The sequence below is a fragment of the uncultured Sphingomonas sp. genome (genome assembly GCF_937871615.1).
Taxonomy (GTDB): Bacteria; Pseudomonadota; Alphaproteobacteria; order Sphingomonadales; family Sphingomonadaceae; genus Sphingomonas.
On sequence record NZ_CALMPA010000051.1, the window covers coordinates 1 to 21649 of the forward strand.

The 21649-nt window shown below is 67.3% G+C and carries 21 protein-coding genes; 10 read left to right on the forward strand and 11 right to left on the reverse strand.

Annotated elements, in window-relative coordinates; all coding sequences use genetic code 11:
- Positions 1-179: 179 nt before the first annotated feature.
- Positions 180-2165 (forward strand): protein-disulfide reductase DsbD, encoded by a 1986-nt coding sequence (locus Q0316_RS15235; protein ID WP_298674128.1) that lies wholly within the window; start codon positions 180-182, stop codon positions 2163-2165.
- A gap of 5 nt (positions 2166-2170) precedes the next feature.
- On the opposite strand, the gene Q0316_RS15240 is transcribed toward Q0316_RS15235, so the two are convergent.
- Together Q0316_RS15240 and Q0316_RS15245 are read right to left on the reverse strand one after the other, a co-directional pair.
- A complete protein-coding gene (locus Q0316_RS15240; RefSeq protein ID WP_298674130.1) occupies positions 2171-2920 on the reverse strand; it encodes an arginyltransferase in 750 nt (249 codons plus the stop codon).
- Positions 2921-3055: 135 nt separating this feature from the next.
- Positions 3056-4297 carry a threonine ammonia-lyase gene (locus tag Q0316_RS15245; protein WP_298674132.1) on the reverse strand — a complete coding sequence of 414 codons (1242 nt, stop codon included), beginning with the start codon at positions 4295-4297 and terminating at the stop codon, positions 3056-3058.
- A 131-nt stretch (positions 4298-4428) separates the two neighbouring features.
- Between Q0316_RS15245 and Q0316_RS15250 the strand changes: the two genes are divergently transcribed.
- The 6 genes from Q0316_RS15250 (at position 4429) to ctrA (ending at position 10230) form a co-directional block, all read left to right on the forward strand.
- Entirely contained in the window at positions 4429-5268 is an 840-nt protein-coding gene (locus tag Q0316_RS15250) for an NAD(P)-dependent oxidoreductase (RefSeq protein WP_298674133.1), read from the forward strand.
- An 11-nt stretch (positions 5269-5279) separates the two neighbouring features.
- Positions 5280-6935, forward strand: coding sequence for an amidohydrolase family protein (locus Q0316_RS15255; protein WP_298674229.1), 1656 nt, complete (start codon positions 5280-5282; stop codon positions 6933-6935).
- 60 nt (positions 6936-6995) lie between these two features.
- Positions 6996-7346 carry a DUF3147 family protein gene (locus Q0316_RS15260; protein ID WP_298674136.1) on the forward strand — a complete coding sequence of 117 codons (351 nt, stop codon included), beginning with the start codon at positions 6996-6998 and terminating at the stop codon, positions 7344-7346.
- Between the two features lie 61 nt (positions 7347-7407).
- A complete protein-coding gene (gene aguB, locus Q0316_RS15265) occupies positions 7408-8256 on the forward strand; it encodes an N-carbamoylputrescine amidase (protein ID WP_298674139.1) in 849 nt (282 codons plus the stop codon).
- An 84-nt stretch (positions 8257-8340) separates the two neighbouring features.
- Positions 8341-9381, forward strand: coding sequence for an AI-2E family transporter (locus Q0316_RS15270; RefSeq protein ID WP_298674142.1), 1041 nt, complete (start codon positions 8341-8343; stop codon positions 9379-9381).
- A 153-nt stretch (positions 9382-9534) separates the two neighbouring features.
- Positions 9535-10230 (forward strand): response regulator transcription factor CtrA, encoded by a 696-nt coding sequence (gene ctrA, locus Q0316_RS15275; RefSeq protein WP_298674145.1) that lies wholly within the window; start codon positions 9535-9537, stop codon positions 10228-10230.
- Positions 10231-10356: 126 nt separating this feature from the next.
- Here ctrA and Q0316_RS15280 read toward each other — a convergent pair whose 3' ends face one another.
- On the reverse strand, positions 10357-11322 hold the full coding sequence (locus tag Q0316_RS15280) for an agmatine deiminase family protein (protein ID WP_298674147.1): 966 nt from the start codon (positions 11320-11322) through the stop codon (positions 10357-10359).
- The gene (locus tag Q0316_RS15285) at positions 11319-12965 is read right to left on the reverse strand and encodes a M28 family metallopeptidase (protein ID WP_298674149.1); all 1647 of its coding nucleotides are present in this window, start codon (positions 12963-12965) and stop codon (positions 11319-11321) included. Before Q0316_RS15285 ends, Q0316_RS15280 begins: the two co-directional genes overlap by 4 nt.
- A 152-nt stretch (positions 12966-13117) precedes the next feature.
- Between Q0316_RS15285 and dapB the strand changes: the two genes are divergently transcribed.
- Together dapB and nth are read left to right on the forward strand one after the other, a co-directional pair.
- Positions 13118-13846 (forward strand): 4-hydroxy-tetrahydrodipicolinate reductase, encoded by a 729-nt coding sequence (gene dapB / locus Q0316_RS15290; RefSeq protein ID WP_298674151.1) that lies wholly within the window; start codon positions 13118-13120, stop codon positions 13844-13846.
- The gene (gene nth, locus Q0316_RS15295) at positions 13843-14502 is read left to right on the forward strand and encodes an endonuclease III (RefSeq protein ID WP_298674153.1); all 660 of its coding nucleotides are present in this window, start codon (positions 13843-13845) and stop codon (positions 14500-14502) included. The genes dapB and nth overlap by 4 nt, the downstream gene beginning before the upstream one ends.
- A gap of 1 nt (position 14503) precedes the next feature.
- Here nth and Q0316_RS15300 read toward each other — a convergent pair whose 3' ends face one another.
- From Q0316_RS15300 to Q0316_RS15310, 3 genes are read right to left on the reverse strand one after another with little or no spacing between them, the layout of a single operon-like run.
- The gene (locus tag Q0316_RS15300) at positions 14504-15271 is read right to left on the reverse strand and encodes an SDR family oxidoreductase (RefSeq protein ID WP_298674155.1); all 768 of its coding nucleotides are present in this window, start codon (positions 15269-15271) and stop codon (positions 14504-14506) included.
- Entirely contained in the window at positions 15268-16455 is a 1188-nt protein-coding gene (locus Q0316_RS15305; RefSeq protein WP_298674156.1) for an acyl-CoA dehydrogenase family protein, read from the reverse strand. The genes Q0316_RS15300 and Q0316_RS15305 overlap by 4 nt, the downstream gene beginning before the upstream one ends.
- Positions 16452-17525 carry an acyl-CoA dehydrogenase family protein gene (locus tag Q0316_RS15310; RefSeq protein WP_298674158.1) on the reverse strand — a complete coding sequence of 358 codons (1074 nt, stop codon included), beginning with the start codon at positions 17523-17525 and terminating at the stop codon, positions 16452-16454. Before Q0316_RS15310 ends, Q0316_RS15305 begins: the two co-directional genes overlap by 4 nt.
- A gap of 101 nt (positions 17526-17626) precedes the next feature.
- Between Q0316_RS15310 and Q0316_RS15315 the strand changes: the two genes are divergently transcribed.
- A complete protein-coding gene (locus Q0316_RS15315; RefSeq protein WP_298674160.1) occupies positions 17627-18394 on the forward strand; it encodes an SDR family NAD(P)-dependent oxidoreductase in 768 nt (255 codons plus the stop codon).
- 7 nt (positions 18395-18401) lie between these two features.
- On the opposite strand, the gene Q0316_RS15320 is transcribed toward Q0316_RS15315, so the two are convergent.
- Genes Q0316_RS15320 through Q0316_RS15335 form a run of 4 tightly spaced genes read right to left on the reverse strand, consistent with a single transcriptional unit; the run spans position 18402 to position 21633 of the window.
- A complete protein-coding gene (locus Q0316_RS15320) occupies positions 18402-19160 on the reverse strand; it encodes an exonuclease domain-containing protein (protein ID WP_298674161.1) in 759 nt (252 codons plus the stop codon).
- A 4-nt stretch (positions 19161-19164) separates the two neighbouring features.
- Positions 19165-20550, reverse strand: coding sequence for a phosphoglucomutase/phosphomannomutase PgmG (gene pgmG / locus Q0316_RS15325; RefSeq protein ID WP_298674163.1), 1386 nt, complete (start codon positions 20548-20550; stop codon positions 19165-19167).
- A 7-nt stretch (positions 20551-20557) separates the two neighbouring features.
- Positions 20558-20839, reverse strand: coding sequence for a DnaJ domain-containing protein (locus tag Q0316_RS15330; RefSeq protein WP_298674165.1), 282 nt, complete (start codon positions 20837-20839; stop codon positions 20558-20560).
- A complete protein-coding gene (locus Q0316_RS15335; protein WP_298674230.1) occupies positions 20839-21633 on the reverse strand; it encodes a division plane positioning ATPase MipZ in 795 nt (264 codons plus the stop codon). The genes Q0316_RS15330 and Q0316_RS15335 overlap by 1 nt, the downstream gene beginning before the upstream one ends.
- Between the last annotated feature and the right edge of the window lie 16 nt (positions 21634-21649).

Below are 21649 nucleotides of genomic sequence, written 5' to 3' on the forward strand. Positions count from 1 at the left end.
GGCGGCGGCGGGCGCGGCCTGCCGCGCGAGCGCCGGGCTGGCGAGCGTGGCGGCGATCAGGGCGAGCGGGGCGGCGATCCGAACTTTCATCAACGGTCCTTGGTGCAATAATTCACGGGCCACGGTATGTCCGCGCCATGATGGCGAGGCAAGCGTGGTTGGGGTGGTTAGCCACCGTCATGGTCGGTCTGATGACACTGGCGGCGATTCCCGCCGCCGCGCAGCCGCATGTCGCGATGCGTCTGGTGGCGGAAACCGCGCACCCCGCCGCCGGGCAGACGGTGACGCTGGCGTTCGATGCGGCGCCGGAATCAGGCTGGCACGCTTATTGGCAGAATCCCGGTGACGCTGGCGTCGGCACGCGGCTTGAGTGGAAGCTGCCGGCGGGCGCGAGCGCGGGCGAATTGCGCTATCCGGTGCCGCAGCGGCTGCTGATCGCGGGGCTGATGAACTATGTGTTCGAGCGACCGTTCGCGATGCTGGTCGATCTGAAGATTCCCGCGGGCCTCGCAACGGGCACGAGGCTGCCGGTGAGCGTGAAGGCCGATTATCTGGTCTGCACCAACGATCTGTGCGTGCCTGAAACGCAGACGCTGGCGACGACGCTGACGGTGGGCGATGGCGCGGCTGATCCGGCGTTCAGGGCCAGGTTCGACGCATGGCGGCGCGCCCTGCCGCGCCCGCTCGGCGCCACCGCGACATGGGCGGCGAGCGGCGGCACGTTCCGGCTCGGGGTGCCGTTCCCGGCGGATGCACCGGCACGCGATGTCTATTTCTACCCGCTCGAATCCGGTGCGGTGGATTTCGCCGCTCCCCAGAAAGTGGCGCGCGAAGGCGATCGGCTGGTGGTCGAGACGAAGGCGGCGGCTAGCCCGGTGAGCGGTCGGATCGAGGGCGTATTGGCGACCGGCGACGGGCGCGGGCTGGCGGTCGTCGCCGAGCCGGGCGTGGTCGCGCCGATCGCGGGCGCGGCGGAGGGCAGCGCGTGGCTCGCGGCGCTGGCGGCATTCGGCGGGGCGGTGCTCGGCGGGCTGCTGCTCAACATCATGCCATGCGTCTTCCCGATTCTCAGCCTCAAGGCGCTCAGCCTCGCGCGCTCGGGCGAGACGGAAGCCACCGCGCGGCGCGAGGCATTGGCTTATGCGGCGGGCGTGATCCTCGTCTGCCTCGCGCTGGGCGGCACGTTGCTTGCGTTGCGCGCCGGCGGGGCGGCGGTCGGCTGGGCGTTCCAGTTGCAGGATCCGCGCGTGATTGGCCTGCTGCTGCTGCTGGTCGCGGGGATCGCGTTCAACCTCGCGGGGCTGTTCGAACTGCCCACGCCGCGCTTCGCCGCCGGCTCGGGCACCCCCGGCGCCTTCGCCACCGGCGCGCTCGCGGCGTTCGTGGCGACTCCCTGCAGCGGCCCCTTCATGGGCGCCGCCCTGGGCGCCGCCCTGGTGCTGCCGACGATCGCGGCGTTGCTGGTGTTCGGCGGGCTTGGGCTTGGCATCGCGCTGCCGTTCCTGCTGATCGGCTTCGTGCCCGCGCTGCGGCGGCGGTTACCCAAGCCGGGGGCGTGGATGGTGCGGATGCGGCGCATCCTGTCTGTGCCGATGTTCTTGACGGCACTGGCGCTAGGCTGGGTGGTCGGGCGACAGGCGGGAGCCGACGGGCTGATGCTCGCGCTCGGCGCGGTGTTGCTACTCGCGCTCGCCTTGTGGTGGACCGGGCGACGACAATTCGCTGGCGTCGACCGCGCATATTGGCCGGTGCTGGCGGCGGTGCCGCTTGCGTTCGTCGCGGTCGGGCTGTTGCGCCCGGCGACGGCTTCGCCAGTGGTGGCGATCGCCGGGGCGGAGCCGTTCAGCGAGGCGCGGCTCGCGGCGCTGCGCGGGGAAGGGCGCCCGGTGTTCGCCTATTTCACCGCCGACTGGTGCCTGACGTGCAAGGTCAACGAAAAGACCGCGATCGAAACGGAGCGGGTCGCCCGCGCCTTCGGCAAGGGCAAGGTCGCGGTGCTGGTCGGCGACTGGACCGACGGCAATCCCGCGATCGGCCGCTTTATCGAGGCGAACAACCGCGCCGGCGTGCCGCTCTATCTATGGTATGCTCCCGGCGCGCGTAGCCCGCGCGTGCTGCCGCAATTGCTGACGGCGGATATGCTCGCGGCGTTGCCCGCGGAATAGCGCATTCAGGCGACCGCTTCATCCTCCGGCAACAGCGCCCAGCCGCGCGGGCCGAGTATCTCCAGCGGGCGATAGCGCGTCTTATATTCCATCCGGGGTGAGCCTTTCACCCAATAACCGAGATAGACATAGGGGAGTGCGGCGGCGCGCGCGCGCAGGATGTGATCGAGGATGATGAGATTGCCCAGGCCGGGCCGTTCCTCAAGATCGGGGGCGAAGAAGCTGTAGATCATCGACAGCCCGTCCGCCTGCCGATCGGTGAGGCAGGCGCCGACGAGGCGGCCCTGCGCGCCGTTCACCGAAGGCTCGCGATATTCCACGATCACCGAATTGACCGGCGATTGCTCGATCATGTCGGCATAATCGGTCTCGTCCATCCCGGCCATGCCGCCGCCGGGGTGCCGCGCCGCGAGATAACGGCGGAGCAATTGATATTGCTCGTCGGTCGCCCATGGGCGGCACGCGGTAACCTCCAGATCCGAATGGCGGCGGATCAGCTTGCGTTGCGATGCATTGGCCTGAAAATCATGCGCCACCACCCGCACTGATATGCACGCCGTGCATCCCGCGCACGATGGGCGATAGGCGACAGACTGGCTGCGCCGGAAACCGATTCGGCCAAGCGCGTCGTTAAGCTCCCCGGCGTGTGGGCCGGTCAGTTCGGTGAATACTTTGCGCTCCTGCCGGTCAGGCAGATAGGGGCAGGGCGCCGGGCTGGTCACGAAGAAGCGTGGAAAGCGGAATGGCGCGGTCACCGACGATATCCTTCTGCCCGGCGCGCGGGTTCGCGCCTTGTCGACAGGATATGAATCCTCCGCCCAATCGTGAAAAGCGCGTTAACCACGAATAGAGGTTAACGCGCCCGTGCCCGCCATTCCAGTGGGGGAAAATCAGGCGGGTTCGACCTGGCTCACCTCATATCCGGTGTCGCGCAGCGCGGCCATCAGCCGGTTCAGATGATCGCGATCGCGCGCCTCGCATTCGATTTCGGCGATCAGTCCCTTGGCCGGCAGCGACGTGAACACGCGCTGGTGATAGACCTCGATGATGTTGACGCGCTGTTCGTCGAAGATCCGCGCGACATTGTATAGCGAGCCGGGCTGATCCTGCAGCCGGATGCGCAGCCGCGCGAGCCGGCCCGAGCGGGCGAGATCGCGCAGCAGCACGTTGGCGAGCAGGCGGGTGTCGATATTGCCCCCGCACAGCACCACGCCCACCGTCTTACCACGGAAACGCTCACGATGTTGCAGCAGCGCGGCGAGCCCGGCGGCGCCGGCCCCTTCCACCACCGTCTTCTCGATCTGGAGCAGCAGGCTGACCGCTTCCTCCAGGCTGCGTTCGGAGACGAGCACGATATCGTCGACCAGCGCCTTCACCATGCGCGCGGTGATGCCGCCCGGCTCCTTCACCGCAATGCCCTCCGCCAGCGTATCGCCGGCACAGGGAAGATTGGTGTGATGAATGCGATTGTACATCGAAGGGAACAATTCCGCCTGCACCCCGATCACCTCCACCGGGCGGGATGCGGCGGCGGCAACCGTCGCCATCCCGGAAATCAGGCCGCCGCCGCCGATCGGGGTGATGAAGGTGTCGATCTCCGGCACATCCTCCAGCATCTCCAGCGCGACGGTGCCTTGCCCGGCGATCACGCGCGGATCGTCGAACGGGTGGATGAAGGTATAGCCGTCGCGGGCTTCGAGGGTGCGGGCGTGGGCGTAGGCGGCGTCGAACGTGTCGCCTTCCAGCACGACAGTTGCGCCATGGCCCTGTGTTTGGGTGACCTTCACGATCGGCGTGGTCGTCGGCATGACGATCGTGGCGGGCACGCCGAGCCGGTTCGCGTGATAGGCGAGGCCCTGCGCGTGATTGCCCGCGGACGCCGCGATCACGCCGCGCGCCTTCGCCTCGTCCGACAACTGGAGCAGGGTGTTGAGCGCGCCGCGCTCCTTATAGGCCGCCGTGAACTGAAGATTCTCGAACTTCAGATAGATGGTGGCGCCGATCATCTGGGAAAGCGTGCGGCTAATCAGCGTTGGCGTGCGCACGATCGAATCGCGAATCCGCATGTGCGCGGCACGCACGTCCTCGATAGTGACGGGAAGGGACTCGTTGTTCGTGGCAAGACTGGCCAACATAACCTCCGTTCACGCTGATCTACTGGCGGCAACGCCATGTATCCCGGCCGGGGAAACGACCGATCGGAACACGCCCGCCGCCTAGACCATCTAGCGCGCCGTGGAAACTGCGCCTAATCGACGTGCCCATGAGGATCGCATTCATCGGCACCGGCGTCATGGGCGCCCCGATGGCCGGGCATCTCGCCCGCGCCGGACACGAGGTCATCGTCTATAACCGCACGCGCCACAAGGCGGAGGCGACCGGGCTGCGCGTCGCCGACACGCCCGCCGCCGCCGCAACGGGCGCGGACGCGGTGGTCGCCTGCGTCGGCAATGACGGCGATCTGGAACAGGTGACGCTGGGCGCCGACGGTGCCTTCGCCGCGATGCGCGACGACGCGGTGTTCATCGACCACACCACCGTTTCCGCCGATATCGCGCGGCGGCTGGCGGCGGCGCGCGCGCTATGCGTCGATGCGCCCGTTTCCGGCGGGCAGGCGGGCGCGGAGAAGGGCCAGCTTTCGATCATGTGCGGCGGCAGCGACGCCGCGATGGCGAAGGCGCGACCGATCATGGAGCCTTATGCCGCGCGCATCGTCCATGTCGGCACAGCGGGCGCGGGGCAGCAGACCAAGATGGTCAACCAGATCTGCATCGCCGGGGTGGTGCAGGGGCTGAGCGAGGCGTTGCGCTTCGCCCAGGCGAGCGGGCTTGATCTCGACAAGGTGTTCGAGGCGGTATCCGGCGGCGCGGCGCAGAGCTGGCAGATGGTAAACCGCTGGGGGACGATGGCGAAGGACGAATTCGATTTCGGCTTCGCGATAGACTGGATGCGCAAGGATCTGGGCCTCGCGCTCGACGAGGCGAAGCGGTGCGGCGCGGTGCTGCCGGTCGCCGCGCTGGTCGATCAATTCTATGCCGAGGTGCAGAAGATGGGTGGCGGGCGACAGGATACCAGCGCGCTGGTGCGGCGGTTGCCGAAGTGAGGGGGGCATTGCTGGCGGCGGTCGCCGCGCTTCTCCCCGTGCCGGCGCTTGCCGATGCGCTGATCGACAATGTGCAGGGCATCACGCTCGATCGAAGCGGGCAGGTCACGCGGTTCAAGGCGATCGTGATCGACAAGGACGGCAAGGTCGTCCGCCTCGTCCCCGTCAACGAAGTGCCGCACAAGCCGACGAAGAAGGATCCCGGCCCGCGCTATGATTGGCGCACGGACATGAAGGGCAAGGTGTTGCTGCCCGGCTTCATCGACGCGCACGGCCATGTCGAGCAACTGGGCTTCGCGGCGATGTCGCTCGATCTGTCGGACACGAAATCGCTCGATGAGGCGAAGGCGAAGATCGCGGCCTATATCGCCGCCAATCCCGATCGGAAGTGGATCATCGGGCGTGGCTGGAATCAGGAGAAATGGGGGCTGGGGCGCTTCCCCACCGCCGCCGATCTCGATCCCGTATCGGGCGATCATCCGGTGTGGCTGGAGCGTGCCGACAGCCATGCCGGCTGGGCGAACAGCGCGGCGATGCGCGAGGCGGGCGTCACCGTCGCCACCGCGGCACCAGCGGGCGGGCGGATCGAGAAAGGCGCGGGCGGCCAGCCCGCTGGCGTGTTCGTCGATGCCGCGACACAGCTTGTCGCGAAGGCGATCGCGCCGCCTTTGCCCAAGGAACGCGATGCCGCCTTCCTCGCCGCGCAACAGGTGTTGCTTGGCTATGGCGTCACCGCGATCGCGGACATGGGGACGACGCTGGACGACTGGCTCAGCTATCGCCGCATGGCCGATATCGGCGCCATGCGCATCCGCGTGATGAGCTATGCGCGCGGCATGGAGACGGCGAGCCGCGTCGGCGGCAAGGGGCCGACGCCGTGGCTATATGGCGATCGGCTGCGGATGGGGGGCGTGAAAATCTACGCCGATGGCGCGCTGGGATCGCGCGGCGCGTGGCTGAAGGCGCCTTATGCCGATGCGCCGGGCCAGTCCGGCCTTGGCTTCAACAGCGACGCGCAATTGCAGAACCAGATGAGCCGCGCCGCGATGGACGGGTTTCAGGTCGCGGTTCATGCGATCGGCGATCGCGCCAACGCCCAGGTGCTGGATGCGATTCAGGCGCTGTCGGACACTTATACCGGCGATCGCCGCTGGCGCATCGAGCACGCCCAGATCGTCGCATCGGACGATCTGCCGCGCTTCGGGCATTTCGGCACGATCGCCTCGATGCAACCGACGCACCAGACGAGCGATCGCACGATGGCGGAGGCGCGGCTCGGCCCTGAGCGGCTGGCGGGCGCCTATGCGTGGAAATCCATGCTGGCGAACGGATCGAAGCTCGCCTTCGGTTCCGACACGCCGGTCGAGCGGCCCGATCCATGGGCTGGCTGGGCCGCAGCGTTCACACGGCAGGACGCCGACGGCCAGCCCTATGGCGGCTGGCACCCCGAGGAGGCGGTGACGCGCGAACAGGCGTGGTGGGCCTATACCGGCGGCGCTGCCTATGCCGCCTTCGCCGAGAACAAATTCGGCATCCTCGCACCCGGCCAGCGCGCCGATTTCATCATCGTCGATCGCGATCCGCTCAACGCCAGCGCGAGCGAATTGCGCAAGACGGTGGTGGAGCAGACATGGATCGGCGGCGAGAAGGTGTGGGAGCGGAAATAGGGGGGCACGGATAGCTCGCCGCGCTCTTTCGGGAAAAGCGCGCATCGTGTACCGGCGGCTATGTTCCACCTCGCGGTAAAAGCGGCGATCTCGGGCATTCTCGTTGCCGTCGCCTCGACATTGGCGAAGCGCTATCCCGGCTTCGGGGCGCTGATCGCCTCGCTGCCGCTGGTTTCGGTTCTCGGCATGATGTGGTTGTGGAACGACAGGCCCGATGCGGAGAATATGGCGGCGCATGTCGGGGCGACCTTCTGGTTCGTGCTGCCTTCGCTGCCGATGTTCCTGCTGATCCCCGTGCTGCTGCGGCATGGCATCGGTTTCTGGCCCGCGCTGATCGCCGGATGCGGGCTTACGATCGCGCTCTATCTCGCGATGACATGGGCAGGCCCGCGCTTCGGCTTGCAACTCTGAGCGGCGGACGATCATTGCCACGCCATTGGCGCAGCCCCGCACTTCGCCTACATGCGCGCGCATGACCGAAATCACCGTCGCCGCGCTGCAACTCGCCTTCTCCGATGATCTGGAGGGCAATATCGCCAACGTCTCCCGCCTTGTCCGCGAGGCGGCGGCGAAGGGCGCGCAGGTGATCCTGCCGCCCGAATTGTTCGAGGGCGAATATTTCTGCCGCGTCGAGGATGAGGGGCTGTTCGCCAATGCCAAGCCCGTGGGCGAGCATCGCGCGGTGGCCGCGATGCAGGCGCTCGCCGCCGAGTTGAAGGTGTGGATTCCCACCAGCTTCTTCGAGGCGGATGGCCCGCATCATTACAATAGCCTCGCGATGGTCAATCCCGACGGCAAGGTCGCTGGCGTCTATCGCAAGAGCCATATCCCGGATGGGCCGGGTTATGAGGAGAAATTCTATTTCCGCCCCGGCAATACCGGGTTCAAGGTGTGGGACGGGCCGGGCGCGAAGCTGGGCATCGGTATCTGCTGGGATCAATGGTATCCCGAAACCGCGCGCGCGCTGATGCTGATAGGCGCGGAACTGCTGTTCTACCCCACCGCGATCGGCAACGAGCCGCATGACGAGGGGCTGGATACCGCGCGGCTGTGGCGCCGCGCGATGATCGGCCATGCGGTGTCGAACGTCGTGCCGGTGATCGCGGCCAACCGTGTCGGCACCGAGCACGGCCAGACCTTCTACGGCACCAGCTTCATCTGCGACGAGCGCGGCGATATTCTCGCCGAACTCGATCGCGCGGAGGAGGGCGTGATCGCCGCGACGCTCGATCTCGATCGCGTCAAGCGCCACCGCGCCGCCTTCGGCTTCTTCCGCGATCGCCGGCCGGAATTGTACGGGCGGCTGGTGCACGACATCTAGGGTTGATCGAGCAATCGTTCCGGCGCGTTTCGGTGCGCCGAACACGCTGTCGCTCAGGTCGCTTTTCTGGCACTTTCGTGGGCGATGAGCCGTCTCGCTCCCGATGACGCCGACGCCCGCTTCATCCGGCGGCTGTTTCTTGTCGTGCTGGTCGTCGGGCTGTTCGCCGCGCTCTATGTCGCGGGCGATCTGCTGATCCTCGCCTTCGGCTCGGTGCTCGGCGCGATCGTGATCCATGCCGTCGCCGAAATCTATCGCGAGCGGCTGCGGATGCCGGCGCGGCTCGCGCTCGGTCTGGCGATCGTCACGGTGCTGGCGCTGGTCGCGTTTCTCGGCTGGCTGTTCGGGGTGGCATTCCGCGAGCAGGTCAACATGTTCGTCGCGCGGCTGCCCGCGATGCTCGACGCGCTTGGCCGCTATATGGCGCAATCGCCGGTCGGCGCGAAGATTGATGACGCGGTACGCGCGGCTTATGCCGGCAGCCGTGTCGCGCAGGATATCGGTGGGCTGGCGCAGGGGGTGGGGGAGATATTCCTCAACGCGCTGCTGGTGCTGATCGGCGCGATCTTCTTCGCGGTCGATCCGGGGGTATATGAACGCGGCTTCCTGCTGCTGATGCCGCCTTCGAAGCGCGCCGCGATAGATGATGCGCTGGTCGACGTTGCCTCCACCCTGCGCCTGTGGCTGCGCGCGCAACTGATCCAGATGACGACGATGGGGGTGATGGTCGGCTGCGGGCTGTGGCTGGCCGGTGTGCCCTCCGCCGCCGCGCTGGGGCTGTTGAGCGGGCTTTCGGAGTTCATCCCCTATATCGGGCCGCTCGCGGCGATGCTGCCCGCGCTTGGGCTGGCGGCGACGCAGGGGCCGGCATCGGTGTTCTGGGCGCTGCTGGTGTTCGCCCTGGTGCGGCTGGTGCAGACCAATTTCGTCACGCCGCTCAGCACCAGCCGGGTGATCGCGATCCCGCCCGCGGTGACCCTGTTCGCGATACTGGCGATCGGCGCGGTGTTCGGCATTTTCGGCCTGTTCTTTTCAGCCGCGCTACTGGTGGTGATTTTCACGCTCGTGCGCAGCCTTTACCTCCGGGAAACCCTTGGGGAGGATATGCCACATGGCACGCGCTGAAATGCGCTGATTCGGCGATTCGTCCCCGCGACTCGCCGGAATCCCTCGCTTAAGTCGAAATTAACCTTTTGCGTTCAGACAGTATTTGGTTAATGATTCTGACGCGTTCGGGCCAGGAGGAGGCTCGTCGCGGTCTCGAACGGGGAATGTCAGATGCGGGTGCTGCTGATCGAGGACGAGCCGACGACCGCCAGGGCGATCGAACTGATGCTCTCCACCGAGGGGTTCAACGTCTATTCGACGGACCTTGGCGAGGAGGGCCTCGATCTCGGCAAGCTCTATGATTACGATATCATCCTGCTCGATCTGAACCTGCCGGATATGCACGGTTATGACGTGCTGAAGCGGCTCCGCGTCGCGCGCGTCACCACGCCGGTGCTCATCCTTTCCGGTATCAACGAAATGGATTCCAAGGTGCGATCGTTCGGCTTCGGCGCCGATGATTATGTCACCAAGCCATTCCATCGCGAGGAACTGATCGCGCGCATCCATGCCGTCGTGCGCCGCTCGAAGGGCCATTCGCAATCGGTTATCAAAACCGGCAAGCTGGCCGTGAACCTCGACGCGAAGACGGTGGAGGTCGATGGCGCGCGGGTGCATCTGACCGGCAAGGAATATGCGATGCTGGAGCTGCTGTCGCTCCGCAAGGGCACCACGCTCACCAAGGAAATGTTCCTCAACCATCTTTACGGCGGGATGGACGAGCCGGAACTCAAGATCATCGACGTCTTCATCTGCAAGCTGCGCAAGAAGCTCAGCCTGGCGTGCGAAGGCGAGAATTATATCGAGACCGTATGGGGTCGCGGCTATGTGCTGCGCGAACCTGAAGAAGCGGCGCAGGTCGCCTGACCTAAAGCCAGCTTCGTCACCGGGAGACGGCCGCGGCATCGGGGGGTGACGCGGCCGTTTTCTTTTGGGGCCGGGGGCCAAGGCTCCAATTGTTGGCGCCCCGGATGCCCGAAGCGCCCACCCCGATCATCCCGGAATCTGCTGGCTGATGCAGTGGAAGCTGCCGCCGCCGGTAAGGATCGCGTCGGCGCGCAGGCCGATCACCTTGCGATCGGGGAAGATCGCCTGGAATTCGCGCACCGCCGCATCGTCTTCGGGCGCGCCGTATAGCGGCACGACGACGCTCGCATTGCCGATATAGAAGTTCATGTAGCTCGCCGGCACGATCTCATCGTCACGCATCACGCGGCCGGGCGAAGGGACGGGAGCCACCGTGAGCCCAAAGGCGCGTGCGCGTTCGCTGGCCTGCTGATAGACCTGCCAGTTGGGATCATTCTCCGATCCAACCGGGATCGCGAGCCGACCTTCGCCGACGAAGCGCGCGAGATTATCGACATGGCCGTCGGTATGATCGTTGAGCAGGCCATCGCCGAGCCACAGCACGCGATCATAGCCCAGATCGCGTTCCAGCCGCTCCTCGATCGCGGCCTTGCCGATCGCGCCGTTGCGGTTCGGGTTGAGCAGGCATTGCTCGGTGGTGACGACCAGCCCGGTGCCGTCGCCGTCGAGCGCGCCGCCCTCCAGCACCCAGTCGCACGGCACGATGCGCTTGCCCCGGCGGCGGGCGAGGCGCGCGCCGATATCGTCGTCGCCGGGCAGATCATATTTGCCGCCCCAGCCGTTGAAGCCGAAATCGCGCGCGGTGCCGTCGCCGGTGATGATCGTTGCGGTATCGCGCAGCCAGATGTCACCGAACGGCTCGATCACCACCTCCGCGAAGGGGGCGAGTTCGGCGGCGGTGGCACCGGCCTCGGCGTCCGCCGCGACCAGCAGCACCTTTTCACCGCGCCCCTCGGCATCGACCGCGCGGGCGAAGGCGGCAACCTCCTCCTGCGCCTGATCGAGATCGTCCTGCCACAATTCGGCGTGCGATGGGAAACCGATCCACACCGCCTTGTGGTGCGCCCATTCGGCTGGCGGGGTGCGGCTCACTTCGCTGCTCCGCGCGACTGATCGCGGATCGCGCGGAATTCGGCGGTCGGATACCAGTTCGGCCACATCGAGCCATCCGCCAGTTCGCGCCCGAGCTGATAATAGATCGTCAGATCCTGCACCGCGCCGGACCAGTCCCAGTTCGGATTATATTCGTCGGCCGGCTTGTGATAGCGATTGGCGTTGTAATCCTCCGCCGCCGCGCGGCCCGCCGCGATGCCGCCATTGACCAGATCCTCCCCACTGCCGCCCGACAGCATCGGCACGCCGAGCTTGGCGAAGGAGAAATGGTCGGAGCGGTAATAATGCCCCTTTTCCGGCGTCGCTTCGGGCGCGATCGTGCGGCCCTGCGCGGCGACGAGCGGCTTCACCATATCCTCCAGCTCGGATTTACCCGCGCCGGTCAGCGAGAAATCGCGCGTCGCGCCGTTGACGTTGAGCACGTCCATATTGACCCCGCCCACCGTCTTGCCGAGCGGAAACACCGGATGCCGCGCGTAATAGGCTGAGCCGAGCAGCCCGCTTTCCTCCGCCGTCACCGCGAGGAACGCGATCGAGCGGCGCGCCGGGCCGGCCTTGGCCTGGGTTTCCGCCATCGCGATCAGCCCGGCGACGCCGGAGGCATTGTCGACCGCGCCGTTGCAGATGCCGTCGCCATTGACCGGATCGCAATGGCCGAGGTGATCCCAATGCGCCGAATAAAGCACCGTCTCGTCGGGCGCGCCGCTGCCGGGGAGGAGGCCGACGACGTTCTTCGAGGCGCTGCGGCGGATCGTGTTCGAGAAATCGCCGGAGAATTTCACGCCCAGCGGCACCGCCTTGAAACCCTGGTGCTTCGCGGCTTCGGAGAGTGCGGTGAAATCCTTGCCGGCGGCGGCGAAGATTTCCTTCGCGCGATCGAGCTGCACCCAACTGACGATCTGGCTCTGATCCATATGATCGCCCGGCTCGTCCAGCTCGTGCTGCGGGCCGGTCCAGGACGAGCGGACCACCGCCCAGGGATAGGCCGCGGGCTCTGTATCATGGACGATGATCGCGGCGGCGGCGCCCTGCCGCGCGGCTTCCTCGAACTTGTAGGTCCAGCGCCCGTAATAGGTCATCGCGCGGCCCTCGAACGGGCCGGCGGCAGGGCCGGCTTCTTTCGTCTGCCAATCAGGATCGTTGATGAGGATGACGACCGTTTTGCCCTTCACATCCAGGCCGGCATAATCGTTCCAGCCTTTCTCGGGCGCGTTGATGCCATAGCCGACGAACACCATGTCGCTGTTCTTCAACGCGATCCGCGGCACCACGCGATAGGTGCCCGCGACAATATCGTCGCGATAGGCGAGAGAGATTGGCTTCTTGCCGCCGGTGATGGTGAACGGCTTCACGTTGGTCGCGGTGATTTCGACCATCGGCACGTCCTGCGTCCACTGGCCCTGATTGCCCGGCTTCAGGCCGGCGGCCTTCATCCGTTCGATGATATAGGCGACGGTCTTCCTTTCGCCCTCGCTGGTCGGCGCGCGGCCTTCATAGGCATCGGACGACAGCTCCTTCGTCACCGATTTCAGCGTGTCGAGCGAGAAGCCGGGCTGCTGCTGCGCGAGCGCGGGCGTGGCAAGCGCGGTGGCGAGAAGGAACAGAGGCAGGCGAGAACGCATTACAGGCTCCGAGGCGCAAAAAGAACGTGCTGCTGTTTGGCAGCGCCGCGATCGGGGTGCAAGGCACGCGGCGGCCCGATCGGGTGTCGCCGGGCCGATCGAACTGTGCCATGAGCGCCGCGAGATAGCGGTATCGGAACCGCAGGGAGCATGTGATGAAACTGGGCATCTACGGCAGCGCGGGGCGCATGGGGCGGGCGATCGCGGCGATCGCGACCGAGGAAGGCGTGACGATCGCGGGCGGCGTTGATGCCGGAGGCGATCCGGCGCCGCTGGCGCGGGCGGCGGACGTGCTGGTCGATTTCTCCGCGCCCGCCGCGCTGGAGGCGAACCTCGCGGCGGCGGTGTCCGCCGGCACGCCGATCGTGATCGGGACGACCGGCCTGAACGCGGCGCATCACGCGCTGATCGACAAGGCGGCGCAGACCATCGCGGTGCTCCAGACGGGGAACACCTCGCTTGGCGTCACGCTGCTTGCGGCATTGGTGCGCGAGGCGGCGGAGCGGCTCGGCACGGAATGGGATATCGAGATCGTCGAGATGCACCACCGCCACAAGGTCGATGCGCCATCGGGCACCGCGACGCTGCTCGGCGAGGCGGCGGCGGCGGGGCGCGGCACGACGCTGGGCGAGGTGCGCGTCGATGGCCGCGCCGGGCTGACCGGCGCGCGGACCGAGGGGACGATCGGCTTCTCCTCGCTGCGCGGCGGATCGGTGGTTGGCGATCATCAGGTGGTGTTCGCGGGCGAGGGCGAGCGGATCGAGCTTGGCCATCGCGGCGAGGATCGCACGATCTTCGCGCGCGGCGCGGTGAAGGCGGCGCTGTGGCTCGCGGGCAAACCGGCGGGGCGCTATCGGATGGACGAGGTGCTGGGGCTTTGAAAAAGGCCGACATCTTCGAATTCTATCGCCGGCTGGCGGAGGCCGATCCGCATCCGGTGACCGAGCTGGAATATGGCAATGACTATCAGCTCGTCGTCGCGGTCGCGCTGTCCGCGCAGGCGACCGACGTTGGCGTCAACAAGGCGACCCGGCGGTTGTTCGCCGCGGTGAAGACGCCCGCTGAGATGGTCGCGCTGGGCGAGGCGGGGCTGAAGGAACACATCAAGACGATCGGCCTGTTCAACACCAAGGCCAAAAACGTCATCGCGCTGAGCGAGGCGCTGATCGCCGATCATGGCGGCGAAGTGCCGCAGGATCGCGCCGCGCTGGAAAAGCTGCCCGGTGTGGGGCGCAAGACCGCCAATGTCGTGCTGAACGTGGCCTTCGGCGCGGAGACGTTCGCGGTCGATACGCATATCTTCCGTGTCGGCAACCGCACGGGGCTGGCGAAAGGCAAGACCCCGCTGGCGGTGGAGAAGAAGCTCGATCACGATACGCCGCAGCCGTTTCGCGTCCACGCGCATCACTGGCTGATCCTGCACGGGCGCTATGTCTGCAAGGCGCGGCGGCCCGAATGCTGGCGCTGCGTGGAGGCCGATCTGTGCGCATACAAGCCCAAGACGCCCGCGCCGAAAGAGAAGGCGGTGGCGGCCTGACCTATCCGCCGAACGCCGCCTTCATCCGCCTGCGCAACCGGCCCGGCATGAAGCGCCGCGCGAAGCTGGCCTGTCTGCCCGCCTTGCCGACGATATATTCGCGCTCGCTGCCGTGTGCTGCCTGCCAGATCACCTCGGCGGCATCTTCGGGGGTATAGACCGGGGCCTTGCCCAGCCCGTCGCGGATCGCGCGGTTGCTGCCCTTCGAGCCGGTATCGAGCAATGGCGTTTCGATGAAGAACGGCATGACGCATGATACCGCGATGCCGTGGCGCGTGAATTCCGCGTCCAGCGCCTCGGAAAGCCCGCGCACCGCGTGCTTGGTCGCGGAATAGACCGCGAGGCCGGGCGAGCCGATGATCCCGGCGACCGAGGCGACGTTGATGAGGCGGCTGCCCGGTGTCGCCTTCAGGTGCGGCAGCGCCGCATAGACGCCGTTGATGACCCCCTTCAGATTGATATCGACTTCAAGCTCGGATTCGTCGGGCGTCACTTCCTCGAACATGCCGTAGCGCGCGATCCCTGCATTGTTGAGCAGGGCGTCGAGCCGCCCGGTCCGTTCAACGAACGCGGCCAGCGCGGCATCCCACCCCGCGCGATCACGCACGTCGAGCGATATGGTGAAGGCGCCCAGTTCGCCCGCCACCCGCGCCATGCCGGTGCTGTCGATATCGCCGATGCCGATCGTCCAGCCTTCGCGGTGGAAGCGGCGCGCGGCGGCGAGGCCGATCCCCGATGCGCCGCCGCTGATGAAGATCGCCCGGCTCATCCTGCGCGCACCTCTCGGAACGGGATGGTGCGATCGACCTCCGGCTCCTTCGGCAGCCCGAGCACGCGCTCGCCGATGATATTGCGCTGGATCTGATCCGTGCCGCCGCCGATCGAGGTGAAATAGGCGTTGAGCGTCAGGAAATTGGCGTCCTCGGCGCGCGGATGCTCCGGCCCCTGCAACAGGCTTTCAGGGCCGAGCAGCAGGGTGCGGACGCGCGCTTCCTCGTGCAGGATGCGGCTCATCGCGAGCTTGCCCAATGACATGATCGACGCGGAGGTGCCCTGCGCCAGTTCCGCCTTGGCGCGCCCGGTGTTGAGCTTGTTGAGCGCGCGCCACGCGATCACCTGCGCCAGTTCCTGCCGGATCACCGGATCGCCGAGCTTCCCCGCCTCGCGCGCCAGCCCGAGCAGCGAATAATCGCCCTTCGGCCCGCCCGTGCCCGAACGCGGGCCGCGCGCGCGATCGCCCATCACCGATCGTTCATAGGCAAGCGCGGTCTGCAACACGCCCCATCCGCCGTTCAACGGCCCGAGCAGATTTTCGTCAGGCACGAAGGCATCGGTGATGAATACCTCGTTGAAATGCGCCTCATCGGTGATCTGCCTGAGCGGTCGCACCTCCACGCCCTCCTGCTTCATCGGCAGGAAGAAGAAGCTGATGCCGCGATGCTTGGGCACGTCCCAATCGGTGCGCGCGATCAGCATCCCGTAATCGGCGATCATCGCGCCGCTGGTCCACACCTTCTGCCCGGTGATGCGCCAGCCGCCATCCACCTTGTCCGCCCGCGTGCGAACCGCGGCGAGATCGCTGCCCGCGCCCGGCTCCGAATAAAGCAGGCACATGCCGACCTCGCCCGCGAGAAGCTTCGGCACGATCTCGCGCTTGAACGCGGGCGTGGCATGGGCGAGCGCGGTATTGGCCCAGAGGTTAGTGCGATCCTGCCCGGCGCCCGGCGCATCGACCGCCGCGAAGGCGCGCTCGACGATCTTCGCCTGATCGTTGGAAAGATCGCGACCGTGCCATTCGCTTGACCAACGCGGGACGGCCCAGCCGGCGTCGCGCACTTTCGCCAGCCACGCGCTGCGCGGATCGCGACCGAACGATTCGTGATGCGCAGGCACGCCCTTCCAGTTGGCGGCGAGCCAGGCTTCCACCTCCGCCTTGAGTTGTTCGTCGGTCATACCTGAGCCTCCAGCGCGCTTAGGTAGCGTTCGCGCCAATGATTGCCGTCGCCGTAAAGCTGGGCGCCGGATCGCGCGCGGCGCAGATAGAGATGTGCGGGATGCTCCCAGGTGAAGGCGATGCCGCCGTGCATCTGGATCGCATCCTTCGCGCAGCGGACGAAAGCGTCACCGCAGGCGAAGGCGGCGAGCGCGATCGCGGCATCCTTCATCGGCGCACCCACGCTGAGCTGGCGCGCGGCGTCGCGCGCGGCGCTGGTGGCGCTCTCCGACTCAAGCAACAGGTCGGCAGCCATATGCTTCACGGCCTGGAAGCTGCCGATCGCGCGGCCGAACTGGTGGCGTTCGCGCGCGTAATCGACCGCCATTTCCATGATGCGCCGCGCGGCCCCGGCCTGTTCGCCCGCCAGCGCGACCATCGCGATGTCGTGCGCGCGGGTCACGCGGTTGCCGTCGCCAATGCGGGTGGCGGGGCCGTGGAACGCCACGTCCGCCATGCGGCGCGTGCGGTCGAACACGGGGAGGGGGGTGATCGTGGCATCGGCGCGGGCGACGGTGAACACCGCGTCGTCCATCGCGACGAGGATCGTGTCGGCGATCGCGGCGTCGGGCACGAAGCGCGCGGTGCCGGAAAGCGTGTCGTCACCGTGCCGCACGTCGCTCCTGCCCGTCCAGTCGCGGCTGCCGGCGAAGGCCACCGCGACGAGGCTTTCTCCGGCGGCGAGCGCGGAAAGCCGCTCGCCGTCTAGCAGCGTGGCGGCGATCGCGGCGGAGATCAGCGGGGCGGGGAGCAGCGCGGCGCCCGTCGCCTCCATCACCAGCCCCAGTTCGACCGGGCCGAGCGCCGCGCCGCCAAACGCTTCCGGCACGGTGAGGCCGACCACGCCGAGATCGGCCAATGCTCGCCACAATGCGGGATCGTGCCCGCTCTCGCTTTCCATGATGCGGCGCACATCGGTTTCCGTGCAAGCGTCGGCGAGCAGGCGGCGCACCGAATCGACCAATGCGGCACGATCCTCCGCCGTGAGGGCAGGCGGCGCCTCGCGGGCGTCACGCAACATATCGGTCATGCGGCCATCCTCTCGCGGCGCCGGCTTGCCCGGCGTCCGTAACGAAAGTTATGATGGCGCGAAGCGGCGAGTGAATCAACCAGCCGTAGCAGGAGAGAGAGATGCGCTTTGCGGGCAAGGTGGCGCTCGTCACCGGCGGGGGATCGGGCATCGGCGCGGCGACCGCGCGGCTGCTGGCGCGCGAGGGCGCGAAGCTCGTCGTGGTCGATCTCGTCGCGGAACATGCGCAGGTGGTGGCGGACGAAACCAGCGGAATCGCGGTGACGGCGGATGTGGCGCAGCGCGCCGATGTGGAGCGTGCGGTGGCGGTAGCGGTCGAACGGCACGGGCGGATCGACATATTGTTCAACAACGCCGGCATCGGTTGCGTCGGGCGCACCCCCGATCTCGATCCGGCCCAGTGGGAACGCGTGATTGCGGTCGATCTCAACGCGGTGTTCTACGCCTGCCGCGCCGCGATCCCGCATATGCCAAGGCCGGGCGGGGCGATCGTCAACACCGCCTCGATTTCCGGGCTGGCGGCGGATTACGGCTTCACCGCCTATAACGCGGCGAAGGCGGCGGTCATCAACTACACCCGCAGCCTGGCGATCGACCATGCGCGCGAAGGGATTCGCGCCAATGCGTTATGCCCCGGTCTGGTCGCCACCCCGCTCACCGATCGCGCCAAGGCGCTGGCGGGGCTGGAGCAGGCGTGGAACGACACGATCCCGCTCGGTCGCGCCGCCCGGCCGGAGGAGATGGCGGAGGTGGTCGCCTTCCTCGCCTCCGATGCGGCATCCTATGTCACGGGATCGGTGATCGTCGCGGATGGCGGGCAGACCGCATGGACCGGGCAGCCGAATTTGATGAATTTCCTGCCGGGTTGAGCCAACCCTATAGCAGCAGATCCTCGGGGCTGGGGCGCCCGACGTTCCCGCCGCCGCGCCGCCGCGCCATTTCCGTTTCCGCGGTGAAGCGCACATCCGGATCGCGATCGCCGAGGAAGCCGATCAGGCTCTCCTCCTCGATCTCGCGCCAGTCCTTGCCGCGATCGGGGCCGTAGCGCACGCGCGGCAGCAGCCCCGGCACGCGCGACCATTCGAGCAATTGCGCGATGCTCACCTCGTTCAGCATGTCGCGCAGGTGAAAAGCGGTGACATAGGCATCGGGAAAGGCGCGATGCGCGGGAAGCCCGCGTTCGTGGATCAGGCCATGCGGCTTGCGCCAGTAGCGCAGCACCTGATTGGAAAAGCTCGGCGAATCCGGCCACAGCCGCATCGCGCATTTCCAGGTGCAGATCCATTCGGCGCCATGCGTCAGCGCGGACGTGCAGAACACCTGCTCGAAATCGGCGCGGTGCGCGGCGAGCGCGATGCGGCGCGGCCACGGATCGAGAACTGGCCGCGCGACATCGTGCCACCATGGCGCATCCGCCACATCCTCATCACGGATATGGTGGATCGCCTGCGTGATCGGCGGCATCGGGCGACCGGGATTGACCATGCGGTTGCCCCCTTCGCCCGACAATTCCCAGCGACCGTCCGGCCCGAGCGCCACGTCCTGCCAGCCGATTTCGCACACGCCATGCTGGGGCGGGGCGGGGCCGGTGGTTTCAAGGTCGATTACGCGGATGATACTGGGCGGGGAACGCATCGCCCTAATGTGGAGCCTCGCAGCCGCCATGTCGAGCGACGTTGCTGAGCGCGAGTTGCGCGTCGATCGCCGCGACGATGCGGGCGAGGGCATCCGCGCTCCCCGCCTCGGCGCGCGCGGTGAGCATATCCTCGGTGTTCGATGCGCGCAGCAACCACCAGCCGCCGTCGACCGACACCCGCGCGCCATCGGTGGTGTCCACCGCCGCGCCGGCGGCGCGCAGCCGGGCGACGACCTCCGCCACCACCTGCTCCTTGCGCGCCGGATCGACCGCGAAGCGCAGTTCCGGCGTGCTGACCAGCGCCGGCAGCGCATCGTGCATCGCGGCGAGCGATTTGCCCGATGCCTGCACCGCGTCGATCAGCCGCACCGCCGCGTGGAGCGCGTCGTCGAAGCCCAGCCAGTCTCCACCGAAGAAGATGTGGCCGCTCATCTCGCCGCCGATCGGCGCGCCAAGTTCGCGCATCATCGCCTTGATATTGCTGTGGCCCGATTTCCACATCACCGGGCGACCGCCAAGCGCGGCGATCCGATCGAACAGCGCGCTGCTCGATTTGACATCCGCCACGATCGCCGCGCCGGGCATCGCGCGCAACACCGGCTCCACCAGAATGGAGAGAATCTGATCGCCGCGCAGCACGCGGCCTTCGCCGTCGATCACCCCGACGCGATCACCATCGCCATCGAAGGCCACACCGAAATGGAGCTTCTTCGCCGCGACCAATGCGCGCAGGTCGGCAAGATTGGCATCCTCGGTCGGATCGGGATGATGATTAGGAAAATTGCCGTCGACATCGGTGAACAGCAGGTGATGCTCACCCGGCAGCAGCTTGACGAGTTGCTCGATCGCCGGGCCGGCGGCGCCGTTGCCGGCATCCCAGCCGATGCGGAAAGCGCCGCTGCAATCGCCCGCGACGCGGCGGACATAGCCGTCGAGCACGTCGGCGGCGGAGACGCGCCCGGCGCCGCTCTCCCAATCGCCAGCCTCGGCCATCGCGGCAAGATCGCGGATCGCCGCGCCGAATATCGGGCGGCATTGGTGGAGCATCTTGAAGCCGTTGTGACCGGCGGGATTGTGGCTGCCGGTTACCTGTATGCCGCCATCCACCTTTAGCGTCGCGGCGGCGTGATACAGCATCGGCGAGGGGCAGAGGCCGATGCGCACGACATCCCCGCCACTTGCGACTAGCCCCTCGGTCAGCGCGGCTTCCAGCGCGGGCGAGGTCAGCCGCCCGTCATAGCCGACCGCGACGGCCTTGCCGCCCGCGCGCCGCACCAGCGTGGCGAAGCTGCGCCCCAATGCGGTCGCATCCTCGGTGCCGAGCGTGGCGCCGACCACGCCGCGAATGTCATATTCGCGCAGGATCGACGGAGCGAAGCGATGCGACATCGCTGGCTCAGCCCGCGTGCCGGATCAGCAGATCGCGCGCCGCGTTCAGTTCGCGCGCGCGATCGTCGGAGCCGCCGTGATCGGGGTGCGCTTCGGCCATCAGCCGGCGGTGGGCGGCACGAATTTCCTCGCGATCCGCCGAAGGGCCGACGCCGAGCAAGGCGCGCGCCGCCTGCTGGCCGGCATCGACGCCCGCCCGCCGCTTCGGCTTTGGTTTCTGGCCGAACGCATCCTTCCACAGCCGCCAGCCGGCATAAGCGACGAGCAGGGCGAGGATGAACTTCGCCATCAGGCGAACAGCGGCAGCGCGGGTTCGGGAAGCGCCAGCCCGGCCATCATCTCGCGCAATTCCTGCCGTGCCGCCACATGGCCCAGCCCCATGGCGCCGAATTCCTTCGCGTCCAGCATGGTGAGGCCGGCCGGGAACAGCTCGCGATAGATCACGCGTTCGCCCAGCCCCGGAATGATGCGGAAGCCGACGCGCTTGGATAGCTGATCGAGCGCCTCCGACACGCGCCGCATGTTGCGCGCCTCGATATGCTGGAGGCGATTGCGCAGCACCACCCAGTCGATCGTCGAGCCATCGGCCTTGGCGCGCGCCTTGCGCGCATCCCAGATCAGCTCCGAATAGAAGCTCGGGCGCGTGACCTTGAAGGTTTCGGGATGAACCTGCCCGATCAGGTCGAAATCGACGAAGCTGTCGTTCATCGGCGTGACGAGCGAATCGGCGCGGGTCGCCGCCGCGCGCGCGACCGGATCGTCGCGGCCCGGCGTGTCGATCACCAGATAGTCGCTGCCGTCCGCCAGATCGTCGAACAGCGATTCGAAATTGCCGCCGTCCTGCCCGTCGCCGGTCGCGTGGCGCGGAACGGCCAGCTCGATTCCTTTGCGCCGTACCGTTTCGGCACGGTTATCGAGATAGCGCCCCATCGTGCGCTGGCGGTGATCGAGATCGAGGCACGCCACCCGCGCACCCTGTGCCGCCAGCGCGATCGCGACGTGCACCGCCGTGGTCGATTTGCCGGTCCCCCCCTTTTCATTGGCGAAGACGATGACGTGAGTCTGTCCGTTACCGCTGGGCAATTCGTCGAATCCCTTG